Source organism: Bradyrhizobium sp. IAR9 (assembly GCF_013408065.1).
Classification (GTDB): Bacteria; Pseudomonadota; Alphaproteobacteria; order Rhizobiales; family Xanthobacteraceae; genus Bradyrhizobium.
The window spans coordinates 522,375-536,689 of sequence record NZ_JACBZW010000004.1 but is presented as its reverse complement, the minus strand read 5'-3'; the positions used below and the strand labels follow the sequence as shown (position 1 = coordinate 536,689).

The following is a 14,315-nucleotide window of genomic DNA, read 5'->3' as shown; positions in this document are numbered from 1 at the left end:
GGGCAGACTCTCAGCTACGTCATCCTCAACCGATAGACTGAGGGATCGCTCGCCTTCAAGAGCCAGCTCGGCGTCCAGAGGGGAGACCGGATCGCGATCCTCAGCTTAAGCACGTCGAATTTTCTGGGGATGCAATGGTCGATGCGAAAGCACCGACCTATCCTCTCTCGGAGCAGGACGGCGCCAAATCGAGCCTCGCTCAGTGCCTCACCACGGCATAGCAAGTTCAGCATTGTTGCATCGCGATCCCTGTCTGATGGCGTCCAAATGTCCGGAGGTTGCGGATGCCGCGGATCCTGATCATGAATGCCGGTACGGCTCAAATGTCGGGCACCGATCTGACACCAGCTCAACTTTCGCTGGCCGCCAACTCGGCATACCGTTCAGCGTGGTTTGCTCGTGAGGGTGACCTGATAGTCTCCCCAGTAGTCATCCCGGCGGATCTGCTATCCTTCATTGGCGCGACGCTCGATTTCGACGCATCGAGTCTCTGTCTGCTTGTACCTCAAGGCGGCAGCCAATCGCCGGTCCTTGATGATTGCACACTCCTTTCCAAAACTGTTGTTGAGCGAATCAACAGACATATTCGTCAGAAATCAACCTGGCGATTATATCCCTGCTACTCTACTGAAGGCGTCGCACGCCTGGCGACCATGCTGGGCATACCGCAGACCGGCGACGACTTCGCTCTCCAGCGAGGGCCTGATCTGTTGAACCGCAAGAGCCACTTCCGTCAATTGGCGACAAGCGTCGCACTTCCGCTGCCCAATGGATCTGTCACGACGGACTCGAACGAACTATTTAGAGCGGTCACTTCCCTCAGAACCGAGACCGGCAGCGTCATTGTAAAGCTGGACAATGGAGCCGGTGGAGTCGGAAATGTTATCCTGACCAGCAATGAAAGCGATCCACTACCTGGGGCAAGAGATACCCGACGGATTCCATGGCCGTCGTTTGATCCTAACGCGCTTTGGTCTGAGATGACGACGGCATCGTGTAAGACGCTGGTCGTGGAGTCGTACCACCTGGCCAACTCTTTGTTCTATCTCGAGTATGAAATCGAGGATGACGGTTCGATCGTTTTCATGAACAGTGGAAACATACGTTTGCGCAAAAGCACGGATCGATCCGAAAGAGCTCTGATCTGGACAGGACTTGAGCTTCCAAGCGACCTCGGGAACGAGCAATGGTTGACTGCCCAGGCGCATGCCTACCGATTTGTGACGCTCGCGCGAAATCTGGGATATCGCGGAATGATCAACATTGACGCTATCTTCGCTGATGACGGACGGTTGCTGTTTAATGAAGCGAACGGCCGCTGGGGTGGAGGCTCGGTGTTACACAGCATTGCCGTCCGGCTGCTGGGCTTCGACTATTCCGGTTGCAACGTTATTTTAACCGTAAGAGATGTTCGATCAGGATCCCTCCAGACAGCACATGATCGTCTGGTCAAGGAAGGATTTCTGTTCGACCGCACACGCAAGGAGGGCGTGATCCCGCTTGCCGCCGACGAAGAGGCTGGCACGGTGGAGTGCCTTGTGATTGCACGCGAAAGGGCCGCGGCCGGCGATCTGCAGCACCAGCTACTGCGAATGGTTTGATTGAGATCCCAGCGAACCATATCTTCAACCCCTCAATCCATCGGAACTTGTCCCTGCTTTCGATCGCGCGCGGTACCTGACCACGCGACGAGAATGTCTGCCTCGTCTCGCTTGAGCTCTGTCAGCTCCCATCGCGACCACCCTTAAGTCGCTCCTGAAGTGCTGGCCGATCGGCGATGAGGTGCTCGAGGTGCAGCGGCTCATGGTCTGGCCGCGTCGCGTTGCGCCAATCGTGCAATCAGCACTCGCGTCGCGTCTACCACGTAGACCCTGCAATCATGGCCGTTCTACTGCCGGGCCATGCGGGCCGCTTGCAGGCGGGAGCCCAGAAGTGCTGCGAGCTGTTCTGCAACGGTACTGTTGGAAGATCGGGCGGAGTCATAGTATGGGCAACCGGCGCGGTAGGCTCGCGCCTATCAGCCAGCAGAAGTGACCCGTGGCGCCGCCGCCAGTCACACCAGCTCGTTCACAGGCACGAACAGGAAGTTGGCGGTATCGTTGCCATTCTGATCATTGACGATCTGCTGGAAGATTTGTACGCGGTCGCTCTGGCTCGGGATCAAGCGCAGCAGCCGGACTTGCGCAGGTTGAACGAATCGGGTCTGGGCGGCGAGATCCGGCTCTTTCCGTCGCAACTCTCCTTCCACGAGCGCGTAGTCCGCCGTGATATGCTCATCGCCCAACCATTCCGTGACACCGAGCAGACGCCCGCTGCGGCGTCCGTGGCACGAGGTCAGATCCACAGCAGCGAGCTGGACGGCAGGTGGGTAAGCGCACCAGTTCGAATTCGTTGGTGCTTGAACGCCCACCGCCCAACGTGCAGACGATGGGTTGCAACCCAGCAAGGTGACCGCTCGATCTGCAAGCCGATCGTGGTAAAGTGGACTTGAAACGGCAAACCCTCGTATAACTCGCACCCTCCTTCTTTATACCGATCACCCGCCTCCTTATAATTGAACATTGGTGCCCAGCCAGCTATAGGAGCGTAGCCTCTAGATGGCAATTGCCTCCACAATGATCGGTCGGATCGATTCCCATGGGGCAAAGCTGCAGCAGCGAATGATTGAACATTGCGAAATTTAACCGGACCGACTGCGCCCGGTGCGCCAGAGGCGAACGATCGCGATCTAGCTTTGGATTTCGCCAAAGGAGTGCTGATCATTTTGGTGATCGTCGGTCACCTCATCCAGTATATCCTCTACCGAGATGAAGGCTTCTGGGATTCGCCATGCTTCAAATGGATCTACATGTTCCACATGCCTCTCTTTATGGCGATAAGCGGATATCTTGCTTGCCGTACGCTGCTGCGAAAGTCGTTGACGCAAGCCGTCGGCGATCGGGCGATGCAGCTCTTGCTGCCCATGCTGTTTTGGTACGCTCTCCTGGAGACAGCAAAGTTGGCTGTGCTTCCTCGCGCGCCTGACGCATCGGGTGACATCTTGCCATTTCTATACGATGTCGCCGGCACGTACTGGTTCATCTGGGCAGCGTTTGTTTGTTTTCTTCTCGTTAAAATTCTTTTGGTCTTCGATCATTGCTCGCCCTGGATCTTGTTCGTATCAGTCGTCCTGGTCGCGCTTGCGCCCGTGACATTCTCCATATTTCCTTTTATAAAGTATACTTACCCGTTCTTCTGCCTGGGCTTCTCATTTGCCCAGTCGAGAGACCGCTGGACGAGCATAACACGCTCTTACAAGCTGCTCTTGAGCGCGTCGCTTTGCATAGCGGCACTGGTGTGTTTTCTAGCCTGGCAGAAGGGCACTTACGTCTACAACAATCTCGCCCTGGTTCAAGATATGCTGTCGGCGAAGAACGTGCTTCTGATGCTTTTTGGCTCTGCGGCAGCCTCAGCGATCATGATTGAGCTCTTCTTGCAATGCTGGAGATTTGGCCGCTCATATCGAGTGGTCCGCTTTATCGCCGTGGAAATAGGACAGAGCACGCTGGTGCTGTACTTGATTCAGGGCACGGTATTTCGCCTCATGGATTCGATACAGTACGCAGAGCCTTCGGATCTCACAACCAGGTTAGCCGTGGCGGGTATTCTAGGGGGAGCGATTGTTCTCGTCACGCTGATGGTGCGCCGAACCGTGCGCGACATTCCCTATCTGTCTCAGCTCATTCTAGGAGCTTCCCCCCGCGCCCTTCGTCCAGCGGGTCAGCCCGCGCATAAGTAGAGCTGTAGCCGAAATCCGGTCAGAAGCCCCTAGATCATCGGAGAGCCGGCTCCCGGTTCGCTCTTCGCAGCCTCCAGCCGGCGCGTCGTAGTCGCGCTCTACAGTGATTATGGCGGGCTGCGTCGAGCGGCAGTCAGATTAGCTCCGGCAGGCTTTTGGCAACAACGAAACCTCTATGCTGCGGGGTGCCCTTGCCTGCCTTCTGATGAGACCGGCTCGCTCCAATGTCAGGACCATTTGGTGAACCGAAAGCGGGCTAACGAGGAAATATTCCTGCATGTCGGTTTCCGCCGGTCGGCATCTCCGGCGGAAGGATTAGTCCGGCTTGCGATCGGTACGAGTCCGGCCCCAGCCTGCGAGGCACGCAGATGACCGAGGGTGGCGGTAAGGATGCCCCGCTCGCCCGCCTTCTTGAACTCCGTTGCATCGCTGTCCAGCGCGCCCTCGCAAAAGCCCTGCTTGTTGTTCTTGACGAGCCATCGTGCCAATCTAAGAAGAAAGTCTACATGACTCTTGGCGGTGCGCTCCTTGAACCCGCCCTTTATGAGTACCGCCCTCAGCGCCTCTAGAAGCGGTGCATCTTCAGAATAGAGAGGCTTGCCGCTGCGGCCAACGAAAGCCCAGGTTGCCCGGCGCGGCTGCCGCGCCGAGACGGAAGGCATCGTCTCAGCCGTTCCGCGATGCGGTATTTGCGAGTATTCGTGTTCGCCTGCCTCCGTAAGGAACTGTCGCTCAGGTAAGGGTGGACCAACTTGATGAATGGAGACTTGCATCGGCACGCCGTCACCTGCATTGGCGATCTCCCGCAACTGTTGCTCGAAAGCCGTTGCATCTACCGGGGGGAAACCGACAAGTTCTCTTGCGGGCCCGCGCTGCCCGACTGCCGAAGCCCCCCCGCGAGTTTGAGGTAAAGTCCACCCGTTCGGGCCGATCGAGCAAAAGACCGAGCGTGATCAGGGGCATCAGAAGAGTCTTCTCTTCTGATGGATCCTGCAAAGCCACAGCGCGCGCATACCGTCCCAAATTCGCCCCGAGCATTCGGCTGTTTGCCAGTCTGGTAGCTGCCGAGAACCTGACGACAACACAGGCTTCCTGCGCGCAGCGCGCGTACACCATCGCGCGCCGACGCGCGCGTCGGTTCGACGCAGCGACGATGACTTGCCACAACTACTCTGAGCAAGCAGAGCTCGGATTACGCGTGGTGGCCTTTACAGGCAACAAGGCTAGCCGTGGCCTCAGACCGGCATTGTGGCAGCCTTTGCGAGGGGACAGCCTGAGCACAAGATAGCCAAGCTACCACCCTCTCCTGAAAGCTCACCCTTTGCCCAATTTCAGCCACCCCATCTCATACGTCAGCGGTAGAGCTTTCAATGGTCCGGCGGTTCGCGCCACTGCGTTTTGAACAGAAGTAGACCAGCGATCGGCGCTCGCCGGAGAGCACAGGCTTCACCTCGTGCCGGAGCCTACATGTGGTGATAAGCACGGCGCCAAATGGCGGTCGGAGTACCTGGTGTTCGTACCCGCTTGGATATACCACGAACTCACCCCCCTCGAAGTCCCTCGCCAGCTGCACAATCACCGAGTACTCGAAATCCGGGTCGCTCGCAGCATCCAGATGAATGCCAACAAAGGAACCAGGAGGCATCCGATGCATTTGGCATCGGCGAATCACGTAATCTGACGTGGCTCCCAAAATCTTTCTTAGCGCGAAGCTTCGATCTTTCCTTTCAAGTAGCTCCATGATCTGCCCCGGAGCTGCACCACTCGCGTCGCTAGGAGCGCGGCCGGGCGGGTCTACCCTCACGCGTTTGACGAAAACATTGTGCGAGTCGCCGGCATCTCCCTCCCTCACTTCTTCTTCGGGAATCTCAGCCTGCAGCTCATCGAGCCTGGCCAAGTCATCTTGGGTGAACAATATCTCGGGGCCGATCACGACCGTCCCCTTCACCAACAGCTCTATGCGGTACTTTGTCAAAGCTTCTTCTGAAAGCAGGCGAGATTTATGATTCATTGCGCGCGCCATTCAAGTTCACTCCACGGTTTGATCTCGACGCAGGACTCCAGGTCCTGGTGCATCGAGCGGAATGCTTGGTCCCAATGCTCGCCATCGAACTCGCTTATTGTTATGCGTTCGATGGTCCTGTTATCCAAGCATCGAATGTTTACGCTGAATCCCGAGGGGTTCGACCGCGGCCTATAGAAGGGCTTTACGCCACAAATCCGGCAAAACGTGTGCCGAGCGATGTTCTTATTGAACTGATAAGTCGTGAGGAATTCCTCGCCGCACTCAATGCCAAGCTTATTGCCGGGTACGAGCAAGTGCAGAAATCCAGACATTTGGCAGATTGAGCAATTGCATCGAACTGCAGAGAGCTCTCGCGGTGCTTTGACGTAGAACTTGACAGAACCACAGTGACAACGGCCGTGGTGTTCGATCTCCGAGTGATCATCTCCCTTAAGTGAGGCGATTCGGAGCATATCGCGGCACCAATGTACGCTGAGCCGATAGGCTCGATCGAATTCGTCCAAAAAGCGAGCATTACCGTCAGCCGGGACAAGTTCGCCAATCAGGCGGCTTGTCATTTCTCCGTGATACTTCTCCGCGGGATCTTCTCCGCCGACATGGCTGCGGAAGTACTCAAGATCATTAGGCCGCGCCTTGAAGGTTTTGACCAGAGTGGTCCATAGCGACTGGATCATGTCCGCAGCATGTAGCTCAAAAGCGACCATGTAGGCGCAACGCACTAAGGGATCTTTCGATGACAATCCGGCATAGAGAGAATGTAGGTACCGCTTCGTCGTGGCGCTGTAGTTGGGTCGTATTGTTCTGCCGAGTAGTTGCGACGCATCCTTTCTAAACAGATTGGAGTGGAAGTTCTCAGTCACCAGAATATCGGGTAGCGCCGCCTTGCCGCCCTGGAGAATTTGGCCATAACCGCCCGTCTCATCCCAACAGATGAAATTTCCGACCACGCTGGTCAGTTCAATGTCCCTCGCAAGATCTCGATTTTGATCCATTGCATCGAATATGAGATCCCGTTGCGACCCTGCCTGCAAGTATGGAAAGGCCTGTGACATCGCGAGATATTCAGGCAGCAGGCTAGCGACCTGGTCCTCGGACATCTCCACAGCGAACGGGTGCGGGCCGAATTGGGCTCGCGCTTGCTCAGTCAAGTACTCGCAGCATATCTGCGGAGGCTGATCGGGTGTAAATCGAGACGCTTGAGATGTCATTTGACCCCTGGCGATGAGGAGAGAACGATCCGACGGTGCAACTTCGTATCCGGGCCACTATTGGCTACCGCGAGTTCGTTGGTTTCGACGGACTTGTATTCGCGTTCACCATCCAGGCGCCATTCTTGGTGGCCACCTTCGCGGTAGCAGACAGCGGCAATGCTCAGTGCTGCTCACCCGCATCGAAGGGAACGCGTAGATCGACTGAGCGGCGGCGATCCACAACGGATTCCGGTGCACGAAACGTCCGATGTCGCGAATTCCGGGCAGGGCCAGCATTCGCTTGCACAGTCATGACGGATATTGCGCCGCGCAGGCTCTCGCGGTTGCTGCTCCTGCCAGTTGATCGAACCGCTATGAGCTTCGTACAGCATTGCAAGGACTATCGGCATCTACCTGGCTCTTGGACCTTCGGCAGCAAACTGCGCGTAATGCCGGCTGCTGGCCGGCTCGAGCTTCTCAAAGAGACTCGCCGCTATGTTTCACGTTCGCGAGCGCCAACACGCTGTCTTCTTGCACGTTTACAGCAATCACCGTGCCAACTCGTGCATTCACTCCAAAGTCTGAATACATTGGCAAAACGCTCGCGACCGACTCGTCATTGCAGTGTACTGAACCTGACAGCGCTGCACGGTCGTCGGACACCAGACGGCGATGAGCCAGCCGCCACTCACAACGGGTACAGGGCTTTTGAAACGCGGAGATTTGTCCAAAGGTACCCCATAGCTCGGTTCTCCCTGGACAGTGCGACAGCGCTTTGGGCGTTCGTGCGCCAGCATGGTGATCCCGATCGGCTGACGTAATCCGTCTTCGCTCGTGACAACTACGCGAGAAGCGGTCGACTCAACGCCATCGAACACGACTATATAGTGGGATCTGGACGCATGCGCAGCCCTTTGTCGATGCGCCTGACGATCGCGGCCAACTCCGGGCATCGATCGAGACCATAGGGAACATGCGTCCCCGGCGAACGCGAGCAATCGAAGAACGCTATGGGCCAGAAAGCGCAGGTCGCCGGCTGAGATGCCTAGCTACATCTTTGCGCGCTCACTGGACGCGGGTGCCTCATGGTGTTGAGACATCCTTTGACCTTTACGATGAGGACACTCCAGATCAAACGTCGCGGACAAGTGCCGCAAGATCGGCTTCGAGCTTCGGTTGATGCTTGAAAATAGCGTCTATCAACGCCGGCGCCGGTTGCTCGGCGGCCTCGACCAGCTCCGCCTTCTCAGCCCGCGCAGAGGGAGCGAACACTCGCTTGACGACGGTCGGCGATCCCTTGAGGCCGCATTTGGAGACGTCTTCGATACCGGCATCGTTTGCGCTCCATTTAACGATTTGGGCACGCGCGGCACGCAAGGCATCCTCCATCGCGCCGCGCCGAATCTGATTCGTTGCCTCCAGCATGGTGATCAGACAGGGCAGCCTCGTGTGCAGCACCTGGACACCACCTTCGGAGCGTCGTTCCGCTTCAATTGTATGGGCGGCGAGATCTAGGGATCTGATTTTCGCAACGTAGGTTAGCTGCAGTACGCCGAGCCGCTTTGCGATGCCGGGCCCAACCTGCGCCGTATCGCCGTCGATGGTCTGCTTTCCCGTGAAGATGAGGTTTGTCGGGCCATATTCCTTACCAATATTTCGGATGGCTGTTGCAAGTGCATACGTTGTGGCCAGAGTGTCGGAGCCCGCAAAGCAGCGATCGGTGAGTAGGACGCCGCGATCGGCGCCATAAGTCAGCGCCTTTCGCAAGGAATCTTCCGCCGATGGCGGCCCCATTGTAAGCACGGTAATTTCGCCGCCGAACCGATCGCGCAGCTCCAGCGCGGCCTCGAGCGCGAAGAGGTCATACGGGTTGATGATGGTCGGCACTCCCTGACGCATGATTGTATTGGTGACGGGGTGCACGCGGATCTGCGCCGAGTCCGGAACCTGTTTGATGCAGACGACATTGTGCACGGTGTTGCTCCAAAAGCTGCGACAGCTGCGGAGAGCACAGCAAGTGTTGTACCATCGCCTGCCCTTTTGAAATTGGCTTGCCATCACAGAGGCTTAGGCCGGGTGATGCGCCCCTCTAGCCCGCTTGCCGACGAACGAATGCTAACATAGTCAGGACTGCGACAGCGCTGTTCCGCAGGGCACGCCAGCTGAGTGAGGCCAGGACAGCTTGCGACAGATTACCGCCGCCAATCACCAGCGGGCGGCCGACCGGTTGACCTCAATGAGCATTGCCGCTCACTATCCGAGCTTTATCGACGGATGGGCATGACGCTTGTTAGATGTTCAGCCAACCGCCTGTTCGCGATTGCATGGCCCGCAGGTGATGCAAGTATGTCATGGCGCGCAAGTCCTCTCTCACCGAATTAGGTGAGCCCGCCGTTCGACAGCAGTCCCGCAAGCGGGCGCGGTGATTTCGCTCGGGCCAGGTCGCCCCCGAGGGCGGACTCACTTCCTTCAGATTGCGATCAGATTGCCCATCGGAGATAGCTATTTGGCGATAGCAGTTCCGACCGATGTCATCGCTCAGAACCGCTTTATCTCGATTCCATATTTCCTCAGAGCGTAGCCAATCTGGCGCGGCGTTAGTCCGAGCAGGCGCGCTGCTTTTGCCTGCACCCAACCAGATTTTTCCATGGCCGCAATCACCCGTTCGCGATCGGCCATCTTCGCGCCACTAACGAGAACAGTGCCGGGAGGCCCCAGTGAGGCCAGTTCGCCGCCGACAGACTGGACCGGCTGGGTCGCTTGAGCCAGCGGAACGGTGGACTTTGCGGGCACCGATGTTAGGGGTGCGGGCTGGTCTAATCTCTCATCTGACGTGCCTTTCCACAGCATCGCAGAAAGACACTGGCCGTGGCAGCATGCAAAGTCACTTCTCACGATCGATGATCCGGCGCACAGCGTCGCTGTCCGCTCGATGCAGTTCTCGAGTTCGCGGACATTTCCCGGAAAGCCGCAGTTCATCAGTACATCGATCGCACTCGCCTCCAACGTCAGAGTACGGCCGTTCTCGTTATTGAAATTTCTGAGGAACTCCCTGGCAAGCAGCGGAATATCACTGCGTCTTGCGCGCAGCGGCGGCAACAGTAATGGAACTACACTGATACGATAGTAAAGGTCCGCGCGGAACTCGCTCCTTGCAACAGCCTCTTCAAGGTTCTTGTTGGTCGCAGCTACCACTCGAACATCGACCTTAATAGTCTGGTTGCTGCCGACGCGCTCGAACTCCTGCTCTTGCAGAACGCGCAGCAACTTCGCCTGGAACGGAGCTGAGATCTCGCCGATCTCGTCAAGAAACAGCGTTCCTTTATCAGCAAGTTCGAAGCGCCCCTTGCGCGAGCTGAACGCACCGGTAAAGGCGCCTTTCTCATGTCCGAATAATTCGGATTCCAGGACGGTCTCAGGAAGCGCCGCGCAATTCAGCTTAACGAACGGGCGCCTGGCGCGGGACGATGATTCGTGAATGGCCTTGGCTACGAGCTCCTTTCCGGTACCGGATTCGCCACGCAGCAGAACTGTGCTGTTAGATCTGGCTACAACCGCAATCTTCTCGAGCAGCCCGCGCAGCGCCGGACTGTCGCCAATGATCCCATGGTCGTGTAGCTTCTTGCGCTCACGAGCGGGTTGCCTAAGCTCTAGTACTTGCTTTTGCAGCCGGTCTTTCTCCGCCATCAGTCGTTCGCCATCGCTGCCGAACAAGCGATGTAACTTCACTGTTTGTCCCACCAGGTTAGCGATCATGGCGAGCAGTCGCGCATCGTACTCGAGCGCGAGACTCGACCCATCGTCCCGGATACGGTCGACCGTCAGCGTACCCACGACCTTCGGATCAATACGAATCGGAACCCCGATGAACGACACTGGCATATCATCAGAGGCGCCGAGCACTTCCCGGTCGGCTGCGCTGAATACCGGCTCGGCGGCCACGTTGTCAGCGACAAGAGGCATGTCCGTCGTGATGATGTGGTCGATTACCTTTCGCGGCAGTCGCATCCGGTAACGTTCGTCGCTGCCTTCGCTCCAGCCGGCGCCCACTGTAATGTCCGGCATGCCGTCGTCGTCGAACAGCGAGACGATGCCGTGCCGCATCTGGACAAACGATTGCAGAAGACCAACAACGTTGGCCATCGTGACTTCGAGCCGACAAGGAGCAGTGAGTATTTTCGATATTTCGAAGATGCCGGTCAGCGCGTTCTCACGCAAGGGCTCCCCCGAGAGCTTACCCTCCGGCTCAGGTTGCGAGGTAGGTCTTTCGCGCGAGGAAGGGATATCCAGCATGAGGCGGTCTCCGTTGTCTTGATCATCCTCCCTGGCACCTTGTCCTGGTTGGCGAGCTTCGTTTTGCATGTCACGCTCGATCTAACGCCAAGTGTTGACGAGATGACATAGAACCGTGACAACTTTTCATGGCACGACGGTAAACTTACGGTGTGCCTTCATTTCATTTTTACGGATTGCGTGCGCGTCAGCGACGAACATACGTACCGCTGCTGCAGCTCAAGTCAGCTGTGTCGCCAAGGCCGGCCGATTCACAGATGTTGCCCACCATTGATAGGCACCTCGGCCCCCGTGACATAGCTCGCCGCATCCGAGCACAGGAAAAAGATGACCTTGGCCACTTCATCCGGGGTTCCCACCCTGCGCAGCGGGATACTTGGCACGAGACGCGCTTCTGTATCGGGCGATAACATGTCAGTCCTGATTTCGCCGGGAGCGATCGCATTCACGCGAATGCCATGCGGCGCATAGTCGTGGGCCATTTCGCGCGTGAGGCTCGCAAGCGCAGCTTTCGACGTGGCATAGGCACTGCCCGCAAACGGGTGCACCCGCGAGCCCGCGATCGAAGTCACATTAACGATCGACCCTGACGCGGCTCTTAGCTCGTCAAACAAACCCTGCGCCAGCAGGATCGGGGCCACCAGATTGAGATGAAACACCCTCATCCAAGTCTCTATCGACGTCGTCAACGACGTCATCCGATCGCCAGCGGGCGTTTTCGGCGAGACACCGGCATTGTTCACGAGCGCGTGCAAAGGTGCACCGGCCAAGCGTTTCTTGACCTCACTTATCGCGCGCGGCAGCATTCGATGATTGCTGAGGTCGATCTCGACATGATCCTGGTTTCCTCCCTGCCAGGGGCATCGCTCGCCGTCGAACGGCTGACGCGCGCAAGAAATGATGCGCCAGCCCGCCTCCGAGAACAGCTTGGCAGTGGCATGACCAATTCCGCGCGATGCGCCGGTGAGCAACATCGCCTTCTGTTCTCCGCCATGAGCACGGGCTTTATCGGCCTGAAAGGGGCAAGCCAAATGTGTTTCGGGCAGCGGGCCTCTGATTAGATCGTCATTTGGCAGATCCAGACCCACGCCCGCCTCCTCTCCTGATGCGCGCCGCACGCGTAGCAGGATTTGGGCCACTGCGATGCATGTAAATCCCCTTCCGTTTTGCGTCCTAATGTCGCGTACACGGAATGTTTGGCGGGCTCAAGACACGGTGCGTGTGCTTTGTGACAGCAATGATGCATCAGCCACGCAATGTCGCGAGCACACTCGCCTTCGTAAAGACAAGGCTACGAGCCGCGCTCTCTTCCTGATCGCACAACCAGAAGAGCCAAAAAAGTGGCCAGCGCCTCTCGTCGGGCAACGATCGATCAGGATTGCGGCCGCCGCCAGTAGCCGCTTCAACTCGAAAGCTGACGTTACCAGCTTCGTACGTTAGATTCGCGTGCTGCTGATGCCAACTTCATCGCGCCCCGCTGTGCTGTGTCCAGCACTGGCACATCGCCGGGCGGATTGATTCCCGGACCACGACCTGGCGAACTGAATGTTTCTCAGAATAGTGGATCTCGAGAGCGCCCGTTCGCATCAGCGAGTACAGACCGCCAAGACGGAACTCGCCGGCTGAACGGAGACCCCTTTTGATATGTTCATCCGCGATCGACCACCGATTAGCTTCGACTTGCGGCCCCCGAGGCGAAGACGAAGACGTGTTACACCTGTTTACCACGGCGGCCGCACGTAAGCTCATTGTTGTCGACGTCGAGCTTCACCGGAAGACATTCGTACCCCGCGTCGCTCTGTTCTCCGGTGGAAGTTCGGGACAGAGCATCACCTTGGGCAGACAATTGCCGGCCCGAGAAGATCTGCCAATACTGCTGGATGCAAAAAGCGGCAATCAGATCGATCAGGCGAGCTACGAATTTCATAAAGCCACGAGCTCTTGCGGGGATTCTTCAATCAGGATCAATCGGCTCGGATCGTTCAAATCGAATTCTATCACGCGTGGGGCAAAGAGACGCGCATAGCGCGTGAAGGCGCTCGTCGGGGGAAAACGGATCACGGTGTTGCAGCGCGCAAGGAGATACATATCAATGAGGGCGGAAAAGCCGCCCTCGGCTCCGAGCGCGGCGTTGTGCAATGGGCCGGCCTGAGGTGCCTGGAACCGTTTTGGGATCGTGAAAACGTCGGGAAATATAGTCGAAACCTTCTCAAGGACGAGCGCGCTGTCCGTGCACAGGAAGGCTCTCACGGGTTTTGCGTGGGGTAACACCCTGGCCTTATCGATGGCATTACAGACCTGTCGCAAGGCGCGCTCCGGGTCAGCCCAATAGGGAGCATGCCCCATAATGTCCTCGCCGTTGCCATGCCGGACATGAATGCCGATTACGCTGTACGGCTCAAAGTGCTCCTGGTAGATAACATCAATCCGAGCCTGAATTTCAGGTCGTGGCTTGATGCTCCGAAAGATTTCTCGTTCGGCCTCCTGATCGCAGCGCCACATGAGGCAGGCGTCACACACAACTGTGTTAGCGTCACTATCTTTCCGACTTTGGAACAGTTGATCGAGCTCGTCGCGTTCCCGGAAAATCTGCTCGTCCGTGCGATAGACGCAATCGATGGATGGATTGTTCCACCATGCCGGGAAGAATGGTCCCGGAAATGAACACTGATTGATCTCGTCGTCGCAAATCACCCGCACGCCGGCAATGTCTTGAACCGGTTCGAAGAAGACTGGAAAGGCATTGGTGAATGGCTCATCGAGATAACAAGATCCCCGCCAATCAATGGCTAGCGTCCGTCCTGTCTGCTTTGCAAAACGCCAGGCCGCCGCCAGTGACCACAGGCAATCGCCGAACCCCGTACGTCGCCGGGAAACTACGAACCGGTCATTCCTCGGACAACTAAGCATCTGCATCGCCTCTTCCCGGGCACCTGTGTGGACAGAAGATGTCATTGCAGACATCTCACTCATGGCCTGAAATCGCGGTGCCGGCGAGCTGCGTCGGTAGAACTTCATAGCAGCGATA

General features: G+C 57.4%; 11 protein-coding genes. 2 read left to right on the top strand and 9 right to left on the bottom strand.

The window, feature by feature from the left end; translation table 11 throughout:
- Positions 1–284: 284 nt before the first annotated feature.
- On the top strand, positions 285–1,601 hold the full coding sequence (locus GGD67_RS14565) for a peptide ligase PGM1-related protein (protein WP_179733710.1): 1,317 nt from the start codon (positions 285–287) through the stop codon (positions 1,599–1,601).
- Between the two features lie 452 nt (positions 1,602–2,053).
- Here GGD67_RS14565 and GGD67_RS14560 read toward each other — a convergent pair whose 3' ends face one another.
- A complete protein-coding gene (locus GGD67_RS14560) occupies positions 2,054–2,344 on the bottom strand; it encodes a hypothetical protein (RefSeq protein WP_179733707.1) in 291 nt (96 codons plus the stop codon).
- A 327-nt stretch (positions 2,345–2,671) separates the two neighbouring features.
- Here GGD67_RS14560 and nolL point away from each other — a divergent pair, with 327 nt between their 5' ends.
- Positions 2,672–3,778 carry a nodulation factor fucose acetyltransferase NolL gene (gene nolL, locus GGD67_RS14555; RefSeq protein WP_179733705.1) on the top strand — a complete coding sequence of 369 codons (1,107 nt, stop codon included), beginning with the start codon at positions 2,672–2,674 and terminating at the stop codon, positions 3,776–3,778.
- A gap of 227 nt (positions 3,779–4,005) precedes the next feature.
- On the opposite strand, the gene GGD67_RS14550 is transcribed toward nolL, so the two are convergent.
- The 8 genes from GGD67_RS14550 to GGD67_RS14515 all read right to left on the bottom strand — a co-directional run bounded on the left by GGD67_RS14550 (position 4,006) and on the right by GGD67_RS14515 (position 14,305).
- Positions 4,006–4,587 carry a hypothetical protein gene (locus GGD67_RS14550; protein WP_179733703.1) on the bottom strand — a complete coding sequence of 194 codons (582 nt, stop codon included), beginning with the start codon at positions 4,585–4,587 and terminating at the stop codon, positions 4,006–4,008.
- Positions 4,588–5,123: 536 nt separating this feature from the next.
- Complete coding sequence (locus GGD67_RS14545; RefSeq protein ID WP_246790793.1) at positions 5,124–5,789, bottom strand: 2OG-Fe(II) oxygenase; 666 nt, start codon at positions 5,787–5,789, stop codon at positions 5,124–5,126.
- Positions 5,786–6,901, bottom strand: coding sequence for a GFA family protein (locus GGD67_RS14540; RefSeq protein ID WP_246790792.1), 1,116 nt, complete (start codon positions 6,899–6,901; stop codon positions 5,786–5,788). Before GGD67_RS14540 ends, GGD67_RS14545 begins: the two co-directional genes overlap by 4 nt.
- Positions 6,902–8,125: 1,224 nt before the next feature.
- Entirely contained in the window at positions 8,126–8,968 is an 843-nt protein-coding gene (locus tag GGD67_RS14535; protein WP_179733698.1) for an electron transfer flavoprotein subunit beta/FixA family protein, read from the bottom strand.
- 564 nt (positions 8,969–9,532) lie between these two features.
- Complete coding sequence (gene nifA / locus GGD67_RS14530) at positions 9,533–11,356, bottom strand: nif-specific transcriptional activator NifA (protein ID WP_179733696.1); 1,824 nt, start codon at positions 11,354–11,356, stop codon at positions 9,533–9,535.
- Between the two features lie 182 nt (positions 11,357–11,538).
- Positions 11,539–12,375 carry an SDR family NAD(P)-dependent oxidoreductase gene (locus tag GGD67_RS14525; protein ID WP_179733694.1) on the bottom strand — a complete coding sequence of 279 codons (837 nt, stop codon included), beginning with the start codon at positions 12,373–12,375 and terminating at the stop codon, positions 11,539–11,541.
- 623 nt (positions 12,376–12,998) lie between these two features.
- The gene (locus GGD67_RS14520; protein WP_179733692.1) at positions 12,999–13,214 is read right to left on the bottom strand and encodes a hypothetical protein; all 216 of its coding nucleotides are present in this window, start codon (positions 13,212–13,214) and stop codon (positions 12,999–13,001) included.
- Complete coding sequence (locus GGD67_RS14515; protein WP_283814116.1) at positions 13,211–14,305, bottom strand: nodulation protein NodZ; 1,095 nt, start codon at positions 14,303–14,305, stop codon at positions 13,211–13,213. The genes GGD67_RS14520 and GGD67_RS14515 overlap by 4 nt, the downstream gene beginning before the upstream one ends.
- Positions 14,306–14,315 lie beyond the last annotated feature (10 nt).

Excerpts from the sequence above, each read along its gene's own strand:
- GGD67_RS14565 (WP_179733710.1), top strand. The coding sequence starts at position 285 with ATGCCGCGGATCCTGATCATGAATGCCGGTACGGCTCAAATGTCGGGC.
- GGD67_RS14520 (WP_179733692.1), bottom strand. The coding sequence starts at position 13,214 with ATGAAATTCGTAGCTCGCCTGATCGATCTGATTGCCGCTTTTTGCATC.
- nifA (WP_179733696.1), bottom strand. The coding sequence starts at position 11,356 with ATGCAAAACGAAGCTCGCCAACCAGGACAAGGTGCCAGGGAGGATGAT.
- GGD67_RS14545 (WP_246790793.1), bottom strand. The coding sequence starts at position 5,789 with ATGAATCATAAATCTCGCCTGCTTTCAGAAGAAGCTTTGACAAAGTAC.
- GGD67_RS14540 (WP_246790792.1), bottom strand. The coding sequence starts at position 6,901 with ATGTCCGAGGACCAGGTCGCTAGCCTGCTGCCTGAATATCTCGCGATG.
- GGD67_RS14515 (WP_283814116.1), bottom strand. The coding sequence starts at position 14,305 with ATGAAGTTCTACCGACGCAGCTCGCCGGCACCGCGATTTCAGGCCATG.